Below are 21,945 nucleotides of genomic sequence, written 5' to 3'. Positions count from 1 at the left end.
TGTAGATATATTTTTTATTAATTTTCGTTATTCACCCATCTTATATCCCAAGTTTATTTTTTAATCAAGCTGAATAAAAAGTACGCTTATCATCACTCAATTTAGTTAAAATTTTTATCCAGTTAAAATTCAATAATAAAAGTACGTTATAATAAATATTTGTTATACAACTTAGGATCAAACCTTGAACAAATTTGCAGCCATAATTTTTGTTTTATTATTATCGTGTGGTGCTGCGCTATGGTTTTTAGCCAGTGACTCTTTAAATTTTCATATTAAAAATCAACTTCAAAATATTGGTTCGCAACTAAGCCAACAAAAAGTAACGGTTGAAAACGTAACAATCCATGGGTATCAGGGAACAGGAACCATTAGCAATTTTGTGTTGGCCCCGTCACAGTTATCAAATATTTCGACCGATGAAAAATCAACACTAAGTATTGCCGCCATTCATTTAGTGGTTGATCGTGATAGCTTAAAAGAAGATATTATTCTTATCGAGAGTATTACCATCGATGGTTTAAGTGCTTCAATTTATTACAGCGAAGATGGTGACAGCTTTAAACAACTACTATTAACCGTGCAAAAAAATATAGATCAATTCACCCTCAAAGACAGTAGTGTCAAAAATCAGCAACAAGTTACAACGACGCCACGTTTATTAAAGGTGGCTAAAATAACAGTAAATTCGCCAGTACTTAATTTAATAGGCCATAAAAACGCACCAATAATCACTAAAAAATTACCTCGTTTTGAATTAGAAATTGTTGATAAAGAAACCGGTAGCACTGGTGAAACCATAGGTATTGAGTTATTTGAAAAATTACTGAGCGCATTAAATAACCAAGCAACTATGCTTACAAAAACATTGTAAAGCTTGAAATAGTCTAATAACCCAGCTAATAATAGCTTTACTCTTTTATGTTTTTATCCGTATTGAAAAGGTCATAAAATGCGAACGTCATTAAAGTCAGCAAATCTCATTTGCATCCTACTTATTAATTCAGTTTTATTGTTATTACCTTTTACAAGTCATGCTCGAGATATAGAAATAACTCCCTTTATCGGGCAAATGTTCAGTGCTGATCTAATTAATAGCCAAAACGGCACAGACCTGGTTGTCACTGATGATAAAAATTATGGATTAGCAATCGCTTGGCAAGATTCACCTAATGGCCAAGGACAAATATTACTTAACACTGTTAGCCATGATTTTATCAGTAGTTCAGATCAACAAGAGCACTCCTTCGATATTACCTACTTGCATTTCAGTGGCGTTACTCAGCTTAAACAGCAAAATTATGTGACGACCATCTCGCTAGGTATCGGTGCCACTTATTTTGAAACTGACAGTAAAGACGAAATTTACCCCTCACTCACTATGGCTTTTGGCACACGCTACGAACTATCAAAGAATATCGCTCTTGTTACAGAGCTTCGAGGTTATGCAAGTTATATAGAAGAGGATAATCAGTTATTTTGTCAAGAAACCATCTGCCACGCTTTGTTAGAAGATGGTCTGTGGCTTGATGGAAGTATTTCAGTTGGTTTAGCTATTAAGTTTTAGTCATCATTGATAAACCATATTATTATCAAGGTCATTACTTATTTATTACCGATAGCAAAGATAGAGTAAACCTGCTGTTATAATCAAAACAGCTATCATTGTTAGACCTAGCTGATGTTGCAGACAAAATTTCCATCAATAGCTTCATCTTATGAAAAGCAGGGCTTTAAATTTGATACAGCCGTCGGGCTTGAACAAAAATTTCTTTGGCAGCGATTTTGAAAAGAAGCGGTATTAAAAATCACTCGTTGTAAATTAAGTCCGATAAAGCACTTTAATTACATGCCAACCAAATTTAGTTTTAACAAGATGGGGCTCTAATATTGCACCGCTAAAAGCCACTTTATCAAACTGAGGTACCATTTGACCTCGTTTAAACTCGCCTAAATCGCCCCCTTTTTTACCCGATGGACATGACGAATGTTTTTTAGCTAATGTTTGAAACTTAGCTCCTTTAGCTAGCTGCTTAATAATATCTTCTGCAATTTCTTTATGTTTAACCAAGATGTGAAGTGCATGCGCTGTTGCTGCCATATTGAAACCTTTTTAATACTGTCTAATAAACACGCATATTATAGCGGATCATGACTAATCTATTTGAATATTATCTTTCGGAAAACAAAAAGCCCCGACTCTTTCGAATCAGGGCTTTCATATAATGGTACCGCAGGACGGACTTGAACCGTCACTTCTTTCGAAACCGGATTTTGAATCCGGCGTGTCTACCAATTCCACCACTGCGGCTTAAATATTTTTCGTAGTAACTACCAAAAATTTAAACTGTTTATCAATAACGCCAGTGCGTTAATGAATCTGTTCGGCATTATACGAAAATAACTTTATTAAGCAATAGTTTTTATCAATCGTTGGTGTGTATGTTTATTATTTGGTCGATTTGGAGGGGTTTGAAAGTTTAGAGCATTAAACACAGGCTTAATTAATGCTTAGGTGACGGTTCCCCTCCAACAATGCGATTATGTATAGCTCGCAACACTCAAGAAAAACCTTGCCTTCATCGGCTATTGTATCGAAATTAAAATAATTTTAATCAAAATACACGGGGCAATATATAAACAAGTCATTTGATGCCAATCTAAAATCATTCTTGTGTGATATAACATAACTATGGAAAAAGCTTAGTAACAATTTATTTACTGTAAATTGACAATTCCATATGGAGAAATATTATGAAAACCTTAATAAACAATTCTAAAAAAGTACTTATCCCCTTAATTATGGGAAGTATTTTTGCTGGAAATGTTATGGCCGCAGGCCCCTATGCGGTTGAACTTGGCGAAGCAGGTACTTTCACTATATTGAGTAAATCTGGAATTACTGATGTTTATCCGTCTGCTGTTACCGGTAATGTCGGCACTAGCCCAATTACAGGCGCTGCGCTTTTACTCAACTGTGATGAAGTAACTGGCGCTATGTATACGGTTGACTCTGCTGGTCCACTGCCCTGCTCAATAAATTCACCTTACCTTTTAGGATTAGCAGTCAGTGATATGGGCATTGCCTACAATGATGCTGCAGGCAGAGTTCCTGCTGATCATACCGAACTTGGTGCGGGTGAAATTGGTGGCCTAACACTAGCACCTGGTGTTTATAAATGGTCTTCAGACGTCAATATCAGTACAGATGTTACTTTTAATGGCACTATGGATGATGTTTGGATCATGCAAATATCAGGTAATTTAAATCAGGCAAATGCCAAGCGCGTTACTTTAACGGGTGGCGCTTTAGCCAAAAATATTTTCTGGCAAGTCGCAGGTTATACCGCACTCGGCACTTATGCATCCTTTGAAGGTATCGTGCTCAGTAAAACCTTGATTTCTGTTAATACTGGAACCACTGTTAACGGGAGACTATTGGCACAAACGGCTGTTACATTGCAAAAAAACACGATTAACGCGCCAACTGAGCAGTATGAAGAAGCTCCTCAATAACAACGTAGTAACTACAGTCAAATAGCGTTAACGACATATAAAAGGTAGCAAATTTCAATGCTACTATCATTTTTGTATGTCGTTTTTTAATACTATTTTAGCGATAAAAAACACAAATAATCATCTCTCTTATACTTTAGCTATTGTGTTTGATAAACTGTTAAAAATTTATTATTCACGTGACTTATGACTTTCATTTCATCTCAACATTTCCCCCGTGCTGGTTTTCGCCGCCGCTTAGCTTCCTGGGTATATGATCTTTTAATTGCCATTGCGGTATATATGACTGCTGGCGCAATGTCATTTCTATTGATGTACTTAGGTTTTCACTTTGGCTTATTCGGCTTACAGGGGTACGAACACTTTTCTGATGCTATTGCCAATACGGCTTGGTTAAAGTGGCCAAATGAGTTTTGGAAGCTTGCTTGGGTGTCGTTTTTCTTTATTTGGTTTTGGTCTAAAACCGGTCAAACCTTAGGGATGAAAGCGTGGCGTTTACGTGTGCAAAACCAAGATGGTACTTTGATCAATAAGGTTACTGGCCTAAAAAGATTACTGCCTACGCTATTAGGTTTAGGTAACTTTACGGTGATTTTTGATCGTAAAAACAAATTAAGCTTACAAGACAGGTTAACGGATACAGAAGTGGTGGTTTTAACGTTAGACGCTAACCGCGGTCGTTTGTAGAGTACTCCTGCTAATACGGGGCAATAAAAGTGAGGCATGATAAATGTGATTATCATGCCCACTAATCACATTTATCGACTAAAGGCGCGCAAGTAAAAGTTAACTGGGCCGTTTATTCATTAGATATAACGCTAATGATACAAAGATAAAGCTGGGCATTAACGCGCCAAAAGCCGCAGGCAACTGATACACTAAGCTTAACGACCCTAACACTTCGTTTGTAATAAAGAACAAGATTCCTGTTGCTACTCCCATCATAATTCTTGCCCCCATCGATACTGAACGCAAAGGTCCAAAAACAAAAGACAAGGCAAGTAACAGCATCACCGCAACGGTTAGTGGTTGAACGATTTTACGCCAAAAAGCTAAAACGTAACGACTTGAGTCTTGGTTGTTTTCTTCCAAATAACTTAAGTATTCAGATAAGCCCCGTAATGATAAAGCTTCGGGAGTAACCATAACGACGCCAAGTTTTTCAGGCGTCAAACTCGATGTCCACATTTTTACCTGCGATGACTCGGTAACCATTTTGTTTTCACTTAAATGGGTATCGACAACATCACGTAACTGCCAAGCATCGTTTTGATAAATAGCACTATCTGCAGATAACCAACTTGATAGTTTTAATGATTTATCAAAGCGGTATATTTGTACATCGTTTAATTTCCCTTTATCTTCTACTTCACCAATATGAACAAAATAATCGCCGTCTTTCGCCCAAGTTCCATCAGCGGATGAAATTAAGCTTCCGCCTGATATCGCCTGTGCTTTAAGCTGTCTTGCGGCTAATTCACCAACCGGCGCTAACCATTCTCCGACCGCCATACTGATAAAAACGAGAATAGTCGCTGACTTCATCACTGATTTTATAATGTCTACCCGCGACAAACCTGCCGCTTGCATAACCACAAGCTCACTGTTTGTTGCCAGCATGCCCATACCGATTAAACCACCAATTAGTGCTGACATCGGGAAAAACATTTCAATATCGGGTGGGATTTTATAAAGCACAAATAAAGCAGCATGCGCAATATCATAGTTACCCTTGCCCACGGTTTTCATTTCTTCAACAAACTTAATGATACCACTTAGGCTGACAAAAACTGATAACGTTAATAGCGTTGTAGATGCAATAATTCGACCAATGTACATGTCTAATATACGCATTATGATGATGTTCCTTTGCGGGTGAAATTGCGAAATAATAGCGGAAGCTTAGCTTTGATTTTCATCCCAAAACTGCGATCTTTTATAAGCAGACTTACGCCTAACACAAGCACAAATAAGTGTACTGGCCATAAACCTAAATTTTTAGGTATTGTGCCCGACTCAACGCCAGAGCGCACCGCTGTCAGCATCAAGAAATAACCTAAAAACAGTAATAACGCCGGTAACATTTTAGCAAATTTACCTTGCCTAGGATTAACAACACTTAAAGGTACGGCAATTAATGTCATGATCAAACACGCAATAGGAAAAGCAATGCGCCAATGACTTTCCGCACTAAAAGCAGCGGTATCTTCCTCAAACAAATCTTGGGTGGGAATAGCCCTTAATTTTCTATTTTTGTGCGCCACTTTTTGATCTTGTATTTGGATATAATACTTATCAAAAAAGACTTCTTTGAATTCTTTACTCTTAGTATCGTTTTGATAACGTGTACCGTCACTCAAGACTAAACGCTGTGAGCCACTTTCTTCCTCAATCACTTGTCCGGTTTGTGCATAAACTAAACTGGCATTAATAATACTTTTATCCGTGGCTTTTTTATCAGGAAGTTGCGCAACAAACACTTTTTCAAAGGTGTTGTCATTACGGTTTTTATCGTGAATAAAAATGACGGCTTTTTCATTACCTGTCGTTTGAAAACGACCAGCAATAAGCGAACTTAACCCCGAGTCTGCGGCTAATTGTTCTTTAACTTGATACTCATATTCCGAGGCCATAGGTGATAGGTACAGCGTAAAAATTCCGGTAAATATCGCAGTCACAAAACTTAAAATCAGTGTAACCCGCACTACGTACCATTCACTGACACCACAAGCATGCAATACTGTCATTTCGCTATCGGCATAAATACGCCCGTAAGCCAATAAAACCCCGAGAAATAAACTTAAGGGTAAAATCATTCCCGCTAAGTCAGGTATCTTTAAACCAATAAAGACCATAACCAAGTGTCCGGGGATCCCTCCTTCGGCAGCATCGTCAAGAATACGAACAAATTTATTACTAATAAAAATGGTCATCAGCACTAAGAAAACCGCTAATTGAGTTTTAGCGACTTCTTTAAGTAAATAACGAAAGATAATCATAAGAATTCCCTATAAAAACATCGTTTTTTTCTGACATCTGCTCTATTTTTAAGTAAACTTGTCGTTTTCATAAGTAATATTAATTTTTGCTCTGAGGGGAATTCGCTTGCACCAAGCTATAATTATAGCCTGTAGCTGAATACTTTTAAAAGTAAGCATAACGATTATTTATAGATTTAAACAAGTTTACTCGTAAATTTCATTTAAAAACAGCTTGTTTTTGTACGAATTAGGAGAGCTCATGGAGTTCAACGTAAAAAGTGGTAGTCCCGAAAAGCAACGTAGCGCCTGTATTGTCGTTGGCGTTTTTGAACCTCGCCGTCTTTCAGCGATTGCTGAACAACTTGACGAAATTAGTGAAGGCTATATCAGTAACTTATTGCGTCGCGGTGATTTAGAAGGTAAATCAGGGCAAATGTTACTGCTTCATCACGTGCCTAATATCTTAAGCGAACGTGTTTTGTTGGTCGGTTGTGGTAAAGAACGTGAACTTGATGAACGTCAATACCGACAAATTATCAGTAAAACTATTAGTACGTTAAATGAAACGGGCTCGATGGAAGCTGTGTGCTTTTTATCAGAACTTCATGTTAAAGGTCGCGATACCTATTGGAAGGTACGCCAAGCCGTTGAAGCGACTCAAGACTGTTTATACAGCTTTGACGGATTAAAAACGCGTAAAGTTGAAGCACGCCGACCTCTACGTAAAATGGTTTTTAATGTACCAACACGTCGAGAGTTACCGATGGGCGAACGCGCTATTTCTCATGCGCTTGCTGTCTCTGAAGGTATAACAACCTGTAAAAATGTTGCTAATATGCCGCCAAATATCTGTAACCCAGCATATTTAGCAGAACAAGCTAAGATTTTAGAAAATGATTACGACAATATCAGCACCGAAATAGTTGGCGAAAAAGAAATGGAAGAATTGGGTATGAATTCATACCTTGCCGTTGGCCGAGCTTCACGTAATGAATCTATTATGAGTATTATTAAATATAATGGTGCTGGTGATGATGTTAATCCGATAGTTTTAGTCGGTAAAGGTGTGACTTTTGATGCCGGTGGTATTTCTTTAAAGCCTGGCGAAGCCATGGATGAAATGAAATATGACATGGGTGGCGCAGCGGGTGTTTTAGGTGCTATGCACGCCCTAGCAGAATTACAGTTGCCGATTAACGTTATTGGTGTTTTAGCCGGTTGTGAAAATATGCCCGGTGGCGATGCTTACCGCCCTGGTGATATTTTAACGACGATGTCAGGACAAACGGTTGAAGTATTAAATACCGATGCAGAAGGTCGCTTGGTTTTATGTGACGCGCTGACGTATGTTGAACGCTTTGATCCTGAACTTGTTATCGATGTAGCAACCCTTACCGGTGCCTGTGTGGTTGCCTTAGGTAAACATGCATCTGGTCTATTGAGTACGCACAACCCATTAGCACATGAGTTGTTAAATGCTTCTGAACAAAGTGGTGACCGCGCATGGCGTTTACCGTTATGGGAAGAATATCAAGAACAATTAGAAAGCCCATTTGCTGATTTTACCAATTTAGGTGGCAAAGGCGCAGGTACTATTACGGCTGCCTGTTTCTTAGCGCGTTTCACTAAAAAGTACCACTGGGCACATCTTGATATTGCCGGTACGGCCTGGCGCAGCGGCGGCAAAGACAAAGGCTCTACTGGTCGTCCGGTAAGCTTATTGACTCAATTTTTATTGAATCGTGCCGGCGCAGAGCAAAGCGAATAACTCTAGACTAAAAAGAAATAAAAGGAACAACGCAAACATGCAAACACAAGTAATGTTTTATTTGCTTGAAGAAGATGCAAAGCATGAAGCGGTGGCTGAACAGTCACATGCTCATGCTTGTTTGCAGGCTGCTAATTTTTATCGCCAAAATCAGCGGGTATTTATTTACTGCGCTGATCAGCAAACAGCTCACCAGTTAGATGAACTGCTTTGGGCCTTTGAACCTGACAGTTTTGTTCCTCACAATTTACCGGGCGAAGGCCCTAAAAATGGCGCTGCCGTTGAAATTAGTTGGCAACCACCCACTAACCGACGCGCTATTTTAATAAATTTAACCAGCACAGTGCCTCACTTTGCTAATCAGTTTTCACACATTATTGACTTTGTACCCAGTGATGAAACCCTCAAACAACAAGCTCGAGAGCGCTATAAAGGCTATCGTCAATGGGGATTTCAAGTGGATAATCAAACCGCGCCACAACCGTCACAGTCAATTAATGCACTTTAATCAAGTTAAGTAGTCATCCCCATGGAAAAAACATTCAATCCTTCAGAAATCGAACAGTCTCTTTATCAAAGTTGGGAAGAGCAAGGTTATTTTAGCCCAACAGGTGAAGGAGATGGCTATAGCATTGCTATACCACCACCAAACGTTACCGGTAGTTTGCATATGGGACACGCGTTCCAACAAACTATTATGGATACCTTAATTCGTTATCAACGTATGCAAGGTAAAAATACTTTATGGCAAACCGGAATGGACCATGCGGGTATTGCCACACAAATGGTGGTAGAACGTAAAATTGCTGCCGAAGAAGATAAAACTCGTCACGATTACGGTCGTGAAGCTTTTATTGATAAAGTATGGGAATGGAAAGACGAGTCTGGTGGCACGATTGGCAAGCAAATGCGCCGTTTAGGTAACTCTATCGATTGGTCTCGCGAACGTTTTACTATGGATGATGGCATGTCTGAAGCGGTGCAAGAAGTTTTTGTACGCTTATTTGAAGACGACTTAATTTACCGTGGTAAACGTTTAGTTAACTGGGATCCAAAATTCCATACCGCTATTTCTGATTTAGAAGTTGAGAACAAAGATAAAAAAGGTCACATGTGGTACTTACGCTATCCTTTGGCTGATGGCGTTAAAACTGCTGAAGGTAAAGACTACTTAGTGGTAGCGACAACTCGACCAGAAACTGTTTTAGGTGATACCGGTGTCGCGGTAAACCCTAAAGATGACCGTTATAAAGATCTGATCGGCAAACATATTTTATTACCTTTAGTTAATCGTTTAATCCCTATTGTTGGCGATGACCATGCTGATATGACCAAAGGTTCAGGTTGTGTAAAAATCACACCTGCACATGACTTTAACGATAATGAAGTCGGTAAACGTCATAATTTGCCATTAATCAATATTTTAGATAAAAATGCTGCTATTTTAGCAAGCGCTGAAGTTTATAAAAATAACGGCGAACATTCTGATGCCTACAGCACTGAATTACCAAGTGAATTTGCAGGAATGGACCGTTTTGTTGCCCGTAAAGCCATTGTCGCTAAATTTGACGAGCTAGGTTTACTTGTTGAAGTAAAAGATCATGATTTGGTCGCACCTTATGGTGATCGTTCAGGTGTGATTATTGAGCCATTATTAACCGACCAATGGTATGTTCGCACCGCACCTTTAGTGGGCCCTGCCGTTGACGCGGTAGCAACGGGTCAAATTGAATTTGTGCCTAAACAGTATGAAAATATGTACAACGCTTGGATGCGTGACATTCAAGACTGGTGTATTTCTCGTCAGCTTTGGTGGGGACATAGAATTCCAGCCTGGTACGATGAAGATGGTGGTGTTTATGTCGGTAGAACCGAAGCTGAAGTGCGTGCTAAATACACGTTAGCGGCAGATTTTGTCTTAAAGCAAGACGACGATGTACTCGACACTTGGTTCTCATCAGCATTATGGACGTTTTCTACCTTAGGCTGGCCAAGCAATATGGAAGATCTTAAAAAATTCCATTCAACTGATGTACTTGTTACTGGCTTTGACATTATTTTCTTTTGGGTTGCCCGGATGATCATGATGACCATGCATTTCATTAAAGATGAAAATGGCCAACCACAAGTACCGTTCAAGAAAGTCTATGTTACCGGTCTAATTCGCGATGAAAATGGCGATAAGATGAGTAAATCAAAAGGCAACGTTGTCGATCCTCTTGATATGATTGATGGCATTGCCCTTGATGAGTTATTAGAAAAACGCACCGGCAACATGATGCAGCCAAAATTGGCGGCAAAAATAGCTAAGCTAACCAAGAAAGAATACCCAGCAGGTATTGAAGCTCATGGTACTGACGCATTACGCTTTACCTTAACCTCAGTTGCATCAACAGGCCGTGACATTACCTGGGACATGAAACGCTTAGACGGTTACCGTAACTTCTGTAATAAATTATGGAATGCGAGTCGTTACGTGTTAATGAATACCGAAGAGCAAGACTGCGGTAAAGTCGTTAATGGTCAACAAGGTGAAATGGAGTTTTCATTAGCAGACCGTTGGATATTAGGTCAATTCCAGCAAACCGTAAAAACTGTCCATGAATCTTTTGAAGCCTTTCGTTTCGATTTAGCTTCACAAGCACTATACGAGTTCACCTGGAACCAATTTTGTGATTGGTACTTAGAGTTAACAAAACCAGTATTGTTTAAAGGTAGCGAAGCACAGCAACGTGGTACTCGTCATACCTTAGTGACTGTGCTCGAAAGCTTATTACGCTTGATGCATCCTATTATGCCATTTATCACTGAAACAATTTGGCAACGTGTTGTGCCATTAAGTAACTTTGTTGCTGATAACAAAGGTAATGAAAACGCCAGTATTATGGTCCAGCGCTTTCCTCAGTTTGATGAAAGCCAATGTGACCAGACGGCTATTGGTGATTTAGAGTGGGTTAAACAGTTTATTGTTGCTATACGTAATATTCGCGGCGAAATGGATATTTCACCCAGTAAAGAATTACCGGTACTGCTTAAAAATGTTAATGCTAACGACCAACGTCGCTTAGACGAAAATCAACAGTTTTTAAGTGCCTTAGCTAAACTTGAAAGTATTACGGTATTAACAGACAAGGACAATGCACCCCTGTCTGCTACCGCTGTTGTTGGTGATTTATCAGTATTAATCCCAATGGCGGGATTAATTGATAAAGAAGCTGAGCTAGCCCGTTTAACAAAAGCGGTCGATAAACTAGAGAAAGACGCTGAGAGAACCCGTGGGAAATTGAGCAATGAAAAGTTTGTTGGTAAAGCTCCTGAAGAAGTTATCAACAAAGAAAAGACCAAGTTAGCTGATACCGAATCGGCCTTAGCCAAGCTTGCTGAACAAATAGTACAAATTTCGGCGTTGTAAGCGTTGTTTATCTTATGATTGATAATAATAATGATTCTCAATCATAAATATCTAATAAAGCCAGCATCTTAGCTGGCTTTTTTATGTCATAAAAAAGTCATCAAATCTTAAGATTTTTATAGGATTTCAAGAAAATATTGTGCTAACATACTTTTGCGTTGAGTTTTTGCGTTTCGGGAGAAGGATATTTCAACTATTTACCTTAATTTAACAAGGTCGATTATTGATTAACCTCAGACGCTACTAGTTTGTGTTATTGGAAACCTTTCTCTGTCTGTACTTTTATAGGTAGAGAGCATTTACTCCGTATATTTCATAGTGGATAATCCACTTATTACTATTTTTTAATTAATGACCTACGGGAAATGTTGACATGTCTGATTCAGTAACTGGTAAAGTAAAATTTTTTAACGAATCTAAAGGATTCGGTTTCATCGAGCAAGATAACGGACCTGACGTTTTTGTTCACTTCAGCGCTATCTCTGGTGACGGTTTCCGTACACTAACTGACGGCCAAGCTGTTACTTTTACTATCAAGCAAGGACAAAAAGGTCCTGAAGCTGAAAACGTAATTGCTTCTTAATAACGACTTATTGTAGTTATTAAAGGATCTTAGGATCCGAATAAAAAAGCGGAACAATGAAAATTGTTGCGCTTTTTTTTATACTAAAATTCAACCCACCACGTTTTTAAAGAACCCACATACCTTCAAACACCCCGTTGCTATCAAAGCCATTAACAAAGTCATTACTAAAGATCATCAAAAAACGCATCAGTGATTGAACAAGAGTATGTGTTCTTATTGCTATGAGTTTATTTGTACGGCTGGGCCGATGAATCGCGTTTTAAAAGAACTTATTGGCGCAGCCATAGTGTTTGTTAATTAATAAAAAGAAGTGAGCTAATGAAGGGAGGTTTACAATAGTGACACCGTTATTAAATAGCGCAGCGGAAACACCCGTGAAAGGTATCAGCAAGGCTATAAAATACGGTGCCTTATTTTAGTTAGTGAGTTATCTCTGCAGAAATGATATCTACAATCGCATCAATATGCATTTCATCGGTATTTAAAGCTGGAATATAATGATACGTTTCACCACCAGCACCAATAAACATATCTCGGTTTTCGTGCACTAACTCTTCTAAAGTTTCTAAACAATCAGCACTAAATGCTGGGCTAATAATAGCGACATGCTTATTATCAGCAGCAAGATCAACAAGCGTTACATCGGTATAAGGTTGTAACCACTCTGCTTTACCAAAACGTGACTGAAAGGTCATCACAAAATCATCCTCGGTAAAGGCTAACGCTTCCATTAATAAACGCGTTGTCTTTGCACAACAACAATAATAAGGGTCACCCTGCTCTAAGAAATACTTAGGCATACCATGAAAAGATAATACTAACTTATCCGGCTTACCATGTTCGGCAATATGCTTATTTACACTTTGCGCAAGGGCCGCTATGTATTTAGGGTTGTCATGATAACCACTAATAAAACTTAGACTTGGGATCCAACGCCACGATTTAATTTTATTAACGACCGCATCGAAAGTAGAACCAACCGTTGGACCTGCATACTGGGGATACAGAGGTAAAGTAATTATCTTACTGACTCCTGCAAGTTGTAATCTGTCTAAAGCATCATCGATTGTAGGCTTACCATATCGCATTGCCAGCTCAACTCTGACATCATCACCATATTTCTCAGTGAGCACTTTAGCGACTTCGTCTTTTTGCTGTTGGCTAATAACTAATAAAGGTGAGCCTGATGGTGTCCAAATACTTTCATAGAGTTTTGCTGATTTTTTAGGTCGAACCCTTAAAATAATACCATGCAAGATCATTAACCAAATAAGTCGAGGTATTTCAACGACCCGAGGATCAGATAAAAACTCGCCTAAGTAGCGTCTCAAAGCTGATGCAGTAGGCGCTTCAGGTGTGCCAAGATTGGTGAGTAAAACACCAACTTTAGCCGTTTTATTATGTATTTCTTTGGTACGGCCGTGAAAACGTCCACTAAATTTAGGCATGAATTCGATACTCTATTTTTTAAATGACGACAAAAAGACAACGGGTAAGCTTACCCTAACACACCAAACAAGAATCAGTTCATCTGATGTGTTAAAAGGCTCAAACCCATACTATATTTAAATTATGGAACGATATTACTAATGACTAAATTTAATTGCTCTGTAGTCGTTACTGGCACATTATTAAGTTCAGCTTTGAAATCACCTGATTTAATACCAGCGCCGCCTGAAGCAGAAACGACTGCATAAATGTGTACCACATCGACATCACTCAACTTAGCTTGTGGCGTCATTGCACTTGCATCATTAAGTACTATGGTTATGGGTAAATCACTCGCGACTAATTTAACGGCGGCAAGAGGCATACGCCCCCGAGAAGTATCTGCAGATATAGCATAAATGAAAACCGTTTTATCATCACCCACTGACAGCAAGGTTTGTATTTCATCGCTTAATGTGACGTTAACCGTTAGCTTGGGACCAGCAATACTTGGTTCGATTTGACTGCTGGCATCGTCGGTCATATTGGGTTGGGCAATACGCTTTTTCGCTTCATCAATAACTTCAAGCAATGCTTGCTTATTGACATTCTTTTTATCTGAATCAACAACACGTTGCCAATGAGAAATAGCCACTTGATACTTACCAGCAACAAAACTATGCATACCGAGTAATATATTTGTGGAAGGATCACTCGGGTCTATCGCTAAAGCCTGATCAATAAATCCTTGCACCCTTGCATCAATTTTTTGCTCGTTCTTATAGTAAATCGCTTGGGCTTTAGCACCAAACACATCGGCTTGCGGGCCTTCAATACGTAAGACTTGGTCATAAGCTTTTACTGCACTGTCAAATTCACCGACGGTGACTAAAGATTGACCTAAAGCGTACCAAGCATCTGAGTTGTCTGGTTCGGTTTTAGTGACATCCATTAAGCGTTTTAATTCATTAATAGTTTGTTGTTCCGCATTAGCCGATTGCTGCATTGGCTCTTGAGGCGTCATTGTTGTCAATTTTTCATAAGTGCCTATTTCAGCATATAGATAAAAACTAAAAGCTAAAATAAAAACAGACAAGCCAACAGGCCAAGCCATAGCTAATACTTTCGTTTCTTGTGGCGTTTTATCTGCAAGATCTTGATTTTCCATGTCTTGCAATAAAGTATTATCGAGCTCTGTTAGTAAATATTGGTAATTCTCATCATCAATATTATTTTGCTGAAAATCTTTTTCTATCTCAGCTTTATGTTCGTGGTATAAGCGCACATTAGTTTCGTCACGCTGAGTATCATCAATCGAGATGTTGTTTTGGTGTTGTTTAATAAATGGTGCCCACACTACTGCTAAAATCAGCAATAAAAAGACAATAATGATAAAGATTAATTCCATGAGACAGCCTTATTTATGCTTTAGAATTTGATCAAGCTTATTTTTTTGATCATTGCTTAATGGTTGTTGGGCATTTTTAACTGGCTTTCGACGAAGAATAATAACGACGACTATCACACCAATAAATAATAGCCCTGCAGGGCCGTACCATAAAAGATAAGTTAAGCTAGAGACCCTAGGGCGATATAAAACAAACTCACCGTAGCGTGACACCATAAAATCAACAATTTCCATATCAGCCTTACCTTGTTGAAGCATGTCATAAACTTCACGGCGAAGATCTGCGGCAATAGGTGAATTAGAATCAGCCAAATTTTGATTCTGACATTTAGGGCAACGTAATTCTTTATTAAGGGCATTAAAACGAATTTCGGTGACCTTATCTTTAAAGACATAAGTATCAACCGGGCTGGCTAGAACAAATGAACTCAGCAAGGTAACAGTCGTTAAAAATACAGCAACTAACAATTTATTGAACATCATTACTGGCTTCCTTTGCTCGTTGACGAAGCTATAAATTCTGCTTCTATTTGAGTGATAAGTGGCTCAAATTCGTTTTGCCAAACTTGTGGAGTTAATGGACCCGCATAACGTTTGCGAATAATATTACTGTGGTCCACCACAAAAGTTTCTGGTGCTGCGTATACACCTAAATTAACACTTAATTTTCCCTCTTCGTCAAAGGCCGAGAATTGATAAGGATTACCTAGCTGGGTTAACCACTTTGCCGCATCAACACGTTGATCATCATAATTTAAACCATAAATAGTAAAACGATTTGTTTTAGACAATTCGTTCAAGTATTCGTGCTCATAACGACACGATGGACACCAAGTTCCCCAAACATTCACCAGTTTTATACCCGGTTTAAAGTCAGCTGTCGTAACAGTTCGATCAGCGTTTAATACCGAGTGTAAACTGAACTCAGGGAATTTTTTGCCAATCAACGCCGAAGGTAGTTCAGTCGGATTAAGCGATAAACCGCGAAATAAAATAGCCCCTAAAGCAATAAACAATATCAGTGGAATTAAACGAATTAACTTACCCATTACGCATTTCCCTGATTATTTGTTGCTAGTTCATCAGCGCTAGCTGTGTTTATTGACTTTTTATTGGTGGTCTTACTGACTTTTTTACGACGGTAGCGCTTGTCTAATATCGCTAAAAACCCACCAAACGACATAAATATTGCACCCAACCATATCCAACGAACAAAGGGTTTGTAATGAACACGAACTGCCCAAGCATTTCCTTCTAAGGGATCACCTAATGCCACATAAATATCACGGAATAAACCTGGGTCAATACCCGCTTCAGTCATTCCCATGGTCTGTACTAAGTATGTGCGACGTTCAGGTTTCAAAAGCGTAACAAAATCACCATTATTGTACACTTCTATCTGACCTTGTTCGGCACTGTAGTTAGCACCTTTCACTTGCTTAATACCTTTAAAAGCGATTTCATAATCGGTATCAGAAATTTGAACTTTTTCATTAATGTGCATTTTTACGTTAGTTTCACTTTCATAAACAGAGACTATCGTTACACCAACGATAGTGATCGCTATCCCCATGTGAGCACAGGTCATGCCCCACTGGCTTAATGTCAGCTTAGAAAATTTCCCTTTGTCATTACCCGAGTTTATTTGATTCGTTAATTCTTTAAGAACGACCAGAAAAACCCAACAGGCTAAGCCTATACCCATACTAACCAAGGGCACAAATTCACCACCGTATAAAAATGGGAAAGCAAGACCAACAATAACGCTGATCACTAGTGGACTCATCATTTGTTTGCGCAATTCACCTTGCTTAGCTTTTTTCCAGCGAATTAACGGACCAATTCCCATGACAACAAAAAGCAAACTCATGATCGGCACAAACACCGCATTGAAATACGGAGGCCCAACAGAAATTTTTCCTAAGCCCATAGAATCAACCAACAACGGATATAAGGTGCCCAATAAAACAGTAACCGTTGCCACAACTAAGATAATGTTACAAATTAGCAGTGCCGTTTCACGAGAATACAAGGCAAAACGACTAAACGTTTGTACTGTACTTGCTCTAAAGGCATAAAGTGTTAATGAACCACCGACCGCAATCGCCAGTAATAATAAAATAAATAAACCACGACCAGGATCTGCGGCAAATGAATGTACAGAAGTGATAACACCTGAACGTACTAAGAAAGTCCCCAATAGGCTTAAACTAAAGGCAAATATTGCTAATAACACGGTCCAATTCCTGAACGTACCACGTTTTTCAGTCACGGCTAATGAATGAATAAGTGCCGTACCAACCAACCATGGCATAAAGGAAGCATTTTCTACGGGATCCCAAAACCACCATCCGCCCCAGCCAAGTTCGTAGTAGGCCCACCAACTGCCTAAAGCGATACCTAAAGTTAAAAATATCCATGCGGCAACAGTCCAAGGTCTTGCCCATCGAGCCCAAGCAGCATCTAATTTGCCGCACATTAACGCAGCAACAGCAAAAGCAAAAGCAACAGAGAAACCGACGTAACCTAAATAAAGCATCGGCGGGTGAATAATTAAGCCAATGTCTTGCAGTAATGGGTTTAAATCGCGACCTTCTGTGGGGACCATTGGCCATAAGCGTTCAAAGGGGTTAGAAGTTAATAGCGTAAACAGCATAAAGCCAACGGCTACCATACCCAAGACAGCTAATACCCTAGCAATAAAGGCTTCGTCGATGCCTTTACTGAATTTAGCAACAGCGGCAGTCCAAGCGGTTAGTGAGAAAACCCACAACAACAGCGAACCTTCATGCCCCCCCCATACTGCACTTATTTTAAAATAATAAGGTAAATGAGAATTTGAATGACCTGCAATATATTTGACCGAAAAATCGTCAACGACAAAGCTCCAACCGAGAATAATAAGACTAATGGCTGTAAAGGCAAACATGCCAAAGGTTAAGGGTTTAGCATAGCCGACTAATCGCTCTTGATGACTTGCCAATCCTACTAATGGAATAATGCTTAAACATATTGCAAAAGCTAAACCAATTATAAGGGCGAAATGTCCTAACTCAGGGAGCATTACTTCAGGGATCATTACTTTCTCCGATTCAGCGTATTTACTGAATACAAAAATTATCAATTAAAGACACCATTAATATGGCGTTTTAGTGAGTTTGTTGTTCAATTAACGGTAAATAGCAAGTTAAAGAAAAACAATTCAAACTAAAAATTTTGGTAATTCTAGCACTATATGGTGAGTAATTTCATTAATGTAATACGAAAATAAATGATTAATTTTCTCATTGCTAGGGCTAGCCTTTACCGACCGATATAGTATGATAATACCCAACTTGGTATTACGATCTAAATCAACTCTTTATGTAGCAAATTACGTTAATATTTGTTCCATAAATTTGGTATTTAAATTATTCAAAAAGTGATTCTTTTGGCAAACTCTCAAAATATTCAACCACCGAACGAACGAACGAATAAGCAAGTATTGCTCTGTGCTAACGAATTAACGTGTATTCGTGAAGATAGAATATTATTTGAAGCACTTAATTTTTCAGTATCTAGCGGTGATATTATACAGGTGGAAGGCCCAAATGGATCAGGTAAAACTAGCTTATTACGTATTTTAGCGGGTTTATCTCAACCCTATGACGGTAGCGTGTTATTCCAACAAGAAAATATTGTTGACCATGGCGATGCCTTTCATCAAAACTTACTCTATTTAGGACATTTACCGGGTGTAAAAGGTGAAATGACCGCTCAAGAGAACCTAGTATTTAATCTTGCCTTGCATGGCAATGACATTTCAACAGCAGAAGAAACGTTAGAAAAAGTAAACTTGTTAGGTTTTGAAGATGCCCTTGCTTCACATTTAAGTGCCGGGCAGCATCGCCGTATTGCACTTGCACGTTTATGGCAAAGTACCGCGCCTATTTGGATATTAGACGAACCTTTCACCGCCATCGATAAGCGTGGTGTCAATACATTAGAGCAATTGTTTCTCGCACATGCTCAGCGTGGTGGCTGTGTTATATTGACCACACACCAAGACTTATCATATCCTGAAGATAAGGTGAAAAAAATCACTTTAGATTACCGATTTTATTAGAGATAATAACATGACAACCGTTCATAATTTATCATATACGTCCGCTTTTAGCTTAATCATCAAAAGAGATCTTACAATTGCTTTTCGTCATCGCGACGATATTATTAATCCACTGTTATTTTTTATCATTGTCGTGACTTTATTCCCGCTTGGTATTGGTCCTGAGTCGACAACTTTAGCGCGTATTGCACCTGGTATTATTTGGGTTGCGGCTTTACTTGCGACATTATTATCACTCGACCGCTTATTTAAATCTGATCACGAAGATGGTTCTTTAGAACAAATGATGCTGAGTCCTCATCCCATATTTATATTAGTACTGGCTAAAATTATTGCGCATTGGTTGGTTACTGGCTTACCCCTTATTTTTATTGCACCGTTACTTGCCGTATTATTACATTTAAATGAAAATAGCTATGGGGCATTAATGCTAACGTTATTACTCGGCACCCCCGTGCTCAGTTTATTAGGTGCTATTGGTGTTGCATTAACTGTCGGTATTAAAAAAGGTGGGGTCTTACTCAGTTTATTAGTCTTACCACTTTATATTCCAATATTGATTTTTGCGACTAGTGCCATAGATACTGCGGCAATGAACTTACCTTACAGCGGACAACTTGCTATAATTGCCGCATTGTTTTTTGGCTCGTTAACCTTAGCCCCCTTTGCTGTTAGTGCAGCATTAAAAGTGAGTACTAACTAATGTGGAAATGGCTACATCCTTATGCAAATCCTGAAGTGTCGTATCGCTTTGTCGGTAAACTATTACCTTGGATTGCAAAGATTACGATCACTTTACTCACTATTGGCATTATCTGGGCGTTAGTTTTTGCGCCAGCTGATTATCAACAAGGTGACAGTTTTAGAATTTTTTATATCCATGTGCCAACAGCTATATTATCAATGAGTATATATTTAGCTATGGCATCAGCGGCTTTTTGTAGTTTAGTCTGGCAGTTCAGGCTGGCTGATGCATCGGCGGCAGCCATGGCACCCGTGGGAGCTGTTATTACCGCTATAGCATTATTTACCGGCGCCGCTTGGGGTAAACCTATGTGGGGAACTTGGTGGATATGGGATGCGCGCTTAACGTCTGAATTAGTGCTACTTTTTCTCTATTTAGGTGTTATTGCTTTACACAATGCCTTTGAGGATAAAAACCTTGCAGGTAAAGCCGCAGGCATTCTATCACTCGTTGGCGTTGTCAATATTCCTATTATTAAGTATTCTGTCGAATGGTGGAATACCCTTCATCAAGGAGCAACCGTAAGTAAAATGAGTGCTCCCTCAATGAGTATGGATATGTTCTGGCCATTTGTTATCTGCTTTTTAGGTATCGCCATGTTGGTAACATTTGTTATTTCTATCCGTTTTCGTACCGAAATATTAGCACGTAATAGTATGCGTCCTTGGGTACGTGAATTGATCACCGCAGAGGGCATTAAATAATGCAGTTTGATAGTATTTCAGCCTTTTTTGATATGGGCGGTTATGCTTTTTTTGTTTGGTTATCTTATGGCGTTAGTGCTTTTTTATTAGCCGCGTTAATTTATAGCAGTCTTAGCAACCATAAAAAGGTTAAACAAAAAATAGCACTTCGTTTACAGCGCGAGAAGAAGTTACGCAAAGCGGCTCAACAAAATTCAGCGCAAGCAGAGCAAACTGATAGCAAGACCGCAGTTTTAAAAAATTTACCCAAAAACTCTAATAAGGTTGTTTCATGAATCCACGTCGTAAGAAACGTTTAACCATCGTTATATCTATTTTAGTCGGCCTAAGTGTCGTTGCTGGATTTGTGCTTTATGCATTAAGTCAAAATATAGATCTTTTCTATAAACCCTCTGAAATATATCAGGGTAAAGATGATACCGGCATAAAACCTATTGACGGCCAACGTCTTCGCATTGGTGGTTTAGTGGTACCTGGAAGTGTTAAGCGTGACCCATCAAGTTTAGACGTGACTTTTGAACTTGTAGATATGAGAATGCCAATAGTTTTTAATGATTCTGACCCTGTCATTAAAGTACATTATGACGGCATACTGCCTGATTTATTTCGTGAAGGCCAAGGTATAGTCGCAAATGGTATGTTAGTTAATGGCAATTTTATTGAAGCCTCTGAAGTATTAGCTAAACATGACGAGAACTACATACCGAAAGAATTAGCTGATGACATGGGTGAAAAGCATCAAAAACCCAGTTACAGTAAAGAACAGTTAGAAAAGAAAACCTACTAGTAAAAAACAAAAACGCTACACCAAGATAAATATTATATTTGTCTTGGTGTAGCGTTTTTTATTGTAAAATTTAAACGATTAATCGTTTAGCTAAGCAACATCATAAGCCGAAATAATACGATCACCGATTTTATTAAGAATGTTAATCTCACCTTCACAAACAGCAATAATCGACTTACCTTTCTTAAAGCTTTCAGGAATAACCACACGCCCTTCTGCAGATTGTAAAAATGATTCAATCTTATGTAAAAGTTCTAGGGAGTCATCACTGTAATAAATCAAGGTTACTATCTTTTCTTGGTAGATTTGCATTATTCACTCTTATTATTGTTGAGTTATAAATTTATCAAGTTAAAGTCACTTATAAACTTTATTGTTCAGCAATGGCTAAAAATAAAAAATCAGTAAACCTTGTATCCAAACAAAGTAACACAGCAAAAAACACAAAGCTAATTATACAATTAAATCAATAAGTTAAGTTAACACTAAGTTAACTCGGAGTTAT

The 21,945-nt window shown here is 38.6% G+C and carries 22 protein-coding genes and 1 tRNA gene; 13 read left to right on the top strand and 10 right to left on the bottom strand.

Annotated elements, in window-relative coordinates; translation table 11 throughout:
• The first annotated feature begins 184 nt into the window (after window positions 1-184).
• Window positions 185-874: a hypothetical protein gene (locus H4J56_RS05815; RefSeq protein WP_182221804.1), complete on the top strand. Its 690-nt coding sequence runs from the start codon at window positions 185-187 to the stop codon at window positions 872-874.
• Between the two features lie 78 nt (window positions 875-952).
• Entirely contained in the window at window positions 953-1,567 is a 615-nt protein-coding gene (locus tag H4J56_RS05810; protein ID WP_182221803.1) for a hypothetical protein, read from the top strand.
• A 255-nt stretch (window positions 1,568-1,822) separates the two neighbouring features.
• Here H4J56_RS05810 and ppiC read toward each other — a convergent pair whose 3' ends face one another.
• Together ppiC and H4J56_RS05800 are read right to left on the bottom strand one after the other, a co-directional pair.
• Window positions 1,823-2,101: a peptidylprolyl isomerase PpiC gene (gene ppiC / locus H4J56_RS05805; protein ID WP_070375841.1), complete on the bottom strand. Its 279-nt coding sequence runs from the start codon at window positions 2,099-2,101 to the stop codon at window positions 1,823-1,825.
• A 125-nt stretch (window positions 2,102-2,226) separates the two neighbouring features.
• Window positions 2,227-2,311 (bottom strand) — tRNA-Leu (locus H4J56_RS05800).
• Window positions 2,312-2,754: 443 nt separating this feature from the next.
• Between H4J56_RS05800 and H4J56_RS05795 the strand changes: the two genes are divergently transcribed.
• Together H4J56_RS05795 and H4J56_RS05790 are read left to right on the top strand one after the other, a co-directional pair.
• On the top strand, window positions 2,755-3,516 hold the full coding sequence (locus H4J56_RS05795; protein ID WP_182218267.1) for an ice-binding family protein: 762 nt from the start codon (window positions 2,755-2,757) through the stop codon (window positions 3,514-3,516).
• A gap of 186 nt (window positions 3,517-3,702) precedes the next feature.
• Window positions 3,703-4,203, top strand: a complete 501-nt coding sequence (locus H4J56_RS05790; RefSeq protein ID WP_182218268.1) for an RDD family protein — start codon at window positions 3,703-3,705, stop codon at window positions 4,201-4,203.
• A gap of 99 nt (window positions 4,204-4,302) precedes the next feature.
• On the opposite strand, the gene lptG is transcribed toward H4J56_RS05790, so the two are convergent.
• On the bottom strand, window positions 4,303-5,370 hold the full coding sequence (gene lptG, locus H4J56_RS05785; protein ID WP_220465908.1) for an LPS export ABC transporter permease LptG: 1,068 nt from the start codon (window positions 5,368-5,370) through the stop codon (window positions 4,303-4,305).
• Window positions 5,370-6,515, bottom strand: a complete 1,146-nt coding sequence (gene lptF, locus H4J56_RS05780) for an LPS export ABC transporter permease LptF (RefSeq protein WP_182242367.1) — start codon at window positions 6,513-6,515, stop codon at window positions 5,370-5,372. Before lptF ends, lptG begins: the two co-directional genes overlap by 1 nt.
• Before the next feature lie 241 nt (window positions 6,516-6,756).
• On the opposite strand from lptF, the gene pepA reads away from it, so the two are divergent.
• From pepA to H4J56_RS05760, 4 genes are all read left to right on the top strand, one after another.
• A complete protein-coding gene (pepA, locus tag H4J56_RS05775; RefSeq protein ID WP_182242366.1) occupies window positions 6,757-8,265 on the top strand; it encodes a leucyl aminopeptidase in 1,509 nt (502 codons plus the stop codon).
• 37 nt (window positions 8,266-8,302) lie between these two features.
• The gene (locus H4J56_RS05770; protein ID WP_182172566.1) at window positions 8,303-8,773 is read left to right on the top strand and encodes a DNA polymerase III subunit chi; all 471 of its coding nucleotides are present in this window, start codon (window positions 8,303-8,305) and stop codon (window positions 8,771-8,773) included.
• A gap of 21 nt (window positions 8,774-8,794) precedes the next feature.
• Entirely contained in the window at window positions 8,795-11,677 is a 2,883-nt protein-coding gene (locus tag H4J56_RS05765) for a valine--tRNA ligase (protein ID WP_182258987.1), read from the top strand.
• Between the two features lie 373 nt (window positions 11,678-12,050).
• Entirely contained in the window at window positions 12,051-12,260 is a 210-nt protein-coding gene (locus tag H4J56_RS05760) for a cold-shock protein (protein WP_070375833.1), read from the top strand.
• A 422-nt stretch (window positions 12,261-12,682) separates the two neighbouring features.
• Here H4J56_RS05760 and hemH read toward each other — a convergent pair whose 3' ends face one another.
• From hemH to H4J56_RS05735, 5 genes are all read right to left on the bottom strand, one after another.
• The gene (gene hemH / locus H4J56_RS05755) at window positions 12,683-13,711 is read right to left on the bottom strand and encodes a ferrochelatase (protein WP_182218280.1); all 1,029 of its coding nucleotides are present in this window, start codon (window positions 13,709-13,711) and stop codon (window positions 12,683-12,685) included.
• A 122-nt stretch (window positions 13,712-13,833) separates the two neighbouring features.
• A complete protein-coding gene (ccmI, locus tag H4J56_RS05750) occupies window positions 13,834-15,099 on the bottom strand; it encodes a c-type cytochrome biogenesis protein CcmI (RefSeq protein WP_182258986.1) in 1,266 nt (421 codons plus the stop codon).
• Between the two features lie 9 nt (window positions 15,100-15,108).
• Window positions 15,109-15,582: a cytochrome c-type biogenesis protein CcmH gene (locus tag H4J56_RS05745; RefSeq protein ID WP_404842434.1), complete on the bottom strand. Its 474-nt coding sequence runs from the start codon at window positions 15,580-15,582 to the stop codon at window positions 15,109-15,111.
• Window positions 15,582-16,148 (bottom strand): DsbE family thiol:disulfide interchange protein, encoded by a 567-nt coding sequence (locus H4J56_RS05740; protein WP_182221798.1) that lies wholly within the window; start codon window positions 16,146-16,148, stop codon window positions 15,582-15,584. The genes H4J56_RS05745 and H4J56_RS05740 overlap by 1 nt, the downstream gene beginning before the upstream one ends.
• Window positions 16,148-18,163, bottom strand: a complete 2,016-nt coding sequence (locus tag H4J56_RS05735) for a heme lyase CcmF/NrfE family subunit (protein WP_182218292.1) — start codon at window positions 18,161-18,163, stop codon at window positions 16,148-16,150. The genes H4J56_RS05740 and H4J56_RS05735 overlap by 1 nt, the downstream gene beginning before the upstream one ends.
• A gap of 366 nt (window positions 18,164-18,529) precedes the next feature.
• On the opposite strand from H4J56_RS05735, the gene ccmA reads away from it, so the two are divergent.
• From ccmA to ccmE, 5 genes are read left to right on the top strand one after another with little or no spacing between them, the layout of a single operon-like run.
• A complete protein-coding gene (gene ccmA, locus H4J56_RS05730) occupies window positions 18,530-19,204 on the top strand; it encodes a cytochrome c biogenesis heme-transporting ATPase CcmA (RefSeq protein ID WP_404842433.1) in 675 nt (224 codons plus the stop codon).
• Window positions 19,205-19,214: 10 nt separating this feature from the next.
• Complete coding sequence (ccmB, locus tag H4J56_RS05725; RefSeq protein ID WP_070375829.1) at window positions 19,215-19,907, top strand: heme exporter protein CcmB; 693 nt, start codon at window positions 19,215-19,217, stop codon at window positions 19,905-19,907.
• Window positions 19,907-20,653, top strand: coding sequence for a heme ABC transporter permease (locus H4J56_RS05720; RefSeq protein WP_070375828.1), 747 nt, complete (start codon window positions 19,907-19,909; stop codon window positions 20,651-20,653). The genes ccmB and H4J56_RS05720 overlap by 1 nt, the downstream gene beginning before the upstream one ends.
• Window positions 20,653-20,928: a heme exporter protein CcmD gene (ccmD, locus tag H4J56_RS05715; RefSeq protein ID WP_182218286.1), complete on the top strand. Its 276-nt coding sequence runs from the start codon at window positions 20,653-20,655 to the stop codon at window positions 20,926-20,928. The genes H4J56_RS05720 and ccmD overlap by 1 nt, the downstream gene beginning before the upstream one ends.
• Window positions 20,925-21,440 carry a cytochrome c maturation protein CcmE gene (ccmE, locus tag H4J56_RS05710; RefSeq protein WP_070375826.1) on the top strand — a complete coding sequence of 172 codons (516 nt, stop codon included), beginning with the start codon at window positions 20,925-20,927 and terminating at the stop codon, window positions 21,438-21,440. The genes ccmD and ccmE overlap by 4 nt, the downstream gene beginning before the upstream one ends.
• A gap of 90 nt (window positions 21,441-21,530) precedes the next feature.
• On the opposite strand, the gene H4J56_RS05705 is transcribed toward ccmE, so the two are convergent.
• Window positions 21,531-21,752 (bottom strand): TIGR02922 family protein, encoded by a 222-nt coding sequence (locus H4J56_RS05705; RefSeq protein WP_070375825.1) that lies wholly within the window; start codon window positions 21,750-21,752, stop codon window positions 21,531-21,533.
• Window positions 21,753-21,945 lie beyond the last annotated feature (193 nt).

The sequence above is a fragment of the Colwellia sp. BRX8-4 genome, assembly GCF_014077345.1.
In the GTDB taxonomy this organism is placed as follows: domain Bacteria; phylum Pseudomonadota; class Gammaproteobacteria; order Enterobacterales; family Alteromonadaceae; genus Colwellia_A.
Note: the sequence above shows the minus strand (reverse complement) of the source record. Positions and strands in the feature narration are given on the sequence as shown.

Bases quoted from the DNA above. Each gene is read 5' to 3' on its own strand.
- H4J56_RS05810 (WP_182221803.1), top strand. From the start codon at position 953: ATGCGAACGTCATTAAAGTCAGCAAATCTCATTTGCATCCTACTTATT.
- ppiC (WP_070375841.1), bottom strand. From the start codon at position 2,101: ATGGCAGCAACAGCGCATGCACTTCACATCTTGGTTAAACATAAAGAA.
- H4J56_RS05795 (WP_182218267.1), top strand. From the start codon at position 2,755: ATGAAAACCTTAATAAACAATTCTAAAAAAGTACTTATCCCCTTAATT.
- H4J56_RS05790 (WP_182218268.1), top strand. From the start codon at position 3,703: ATGACTTTCATTTCATCTCAACATTTCCCCCGTGCTGGTTTTCGCCGC.
- lptG (WP_220465908.1), bottom strand. From the start codon at position 5,370: ATGCGTATATTAGACATGTACATTGGTCGAATTATTGCATCTACAACG.
- lptF (WP_182242367.1), bottom strand. From the start codon at position 6,515: ATGATTATCTTTCGTTATTTACTTAAAGAAGTCGCTAAAACTCAATTA.
- pepA (WP_182242366.1), top strand. From the start codon at position 6,757: ATGGAGTTCAACGTAAAAAGTGGTAGTCCCGAAAAGCAACGTAGCGCC.
- H4J56_RS05770 (WP_182172566.1), top strand. From the start codon at position 8,303: ATGCAAACACAAGTAATGTTTTATTTGCTTGAAGAAGATGCAAAGCAT.
- H4J56_RS05765 (WP_182258987.1), top strand. From the start codon at position 8,795: ATGGAAAAAACATTCAATCCTTCAGAAATCGAACAGTCTCTTTATCAA.
- H4J56_RS05760 (WP_070375833.1), top strand. From the start codon at position 12,051: ATGTCTGATTCAGTAACTGGTAAAGTAAAATTTTTTAACGAATCTAAA.
- hemH (WP_182218280.1), bottom strand. From the start codon at position 13,711: ATGCCTAAATTTAGTGGACGTTTTCACGGCCGTACCAAAGAAATACAT.
- ccmI (WP_182258986.1), bottom strand. From the start codon at position 15,099: ATGGAATTAATCTTTATCATTATTGTCTTTTTATTGCTGATTTTAGCA.
- H4J56_RS05745 (WP_404842434.1), bottom strand. From the start codon at position 15,582: ATGATGTTCAATAAATTGTTAGTTGCTGTATTTTTAACGACTGTTACC.
- H4J56_RS05740 (WP_182221798.1), bottom strand. From the start codon at position 16,148: ATGGGTAAGTTAATTCGTTTAATTCCACTGATATTGTTTATTGCTTTA.
- H4J56_RS05735 (WP_182218292.1), bottom strand. From the start codon at position 18,163: ATGCTCCCTGAGTTAGGACATTTCGCCCTTATAATTGGTTTAGCTTTT.
- ccmB (WP_070375829.1), top strand. From the start codon at position 19,215: ATGACAACCGTTCATAATTTATCATATACGTCCGCTTTTAGCTTAATC.
- H4J56_RS05720 (WP_070375828.1), top strand. From the start codon at position 19,907: ATGTGGAAATGGCTACATCCTTATGCAAATCCTGAAGTGTCGTATCGC.
- ccmD (WP_182218286.1), top strand. From the start codon at position 20,653: ATGCAGTTTGATAGTATTTCAGCCTTTTTTGATATGGGCGGTTATGCT.
- ccmE (WP_070375826.1), top strand. From the start codon at position 20,925: ATGAATCCACGTCGTAAGAAACGTTTAACCATCGTTATATCTATTTTA.
- H4J56_RS05705 (WP_070375825.1), bottom strand. From the start codon at position 21,752: ATGCAAATCTACCAAGAAAAGATAGTAACCTTGATTTATTACAGTGAT.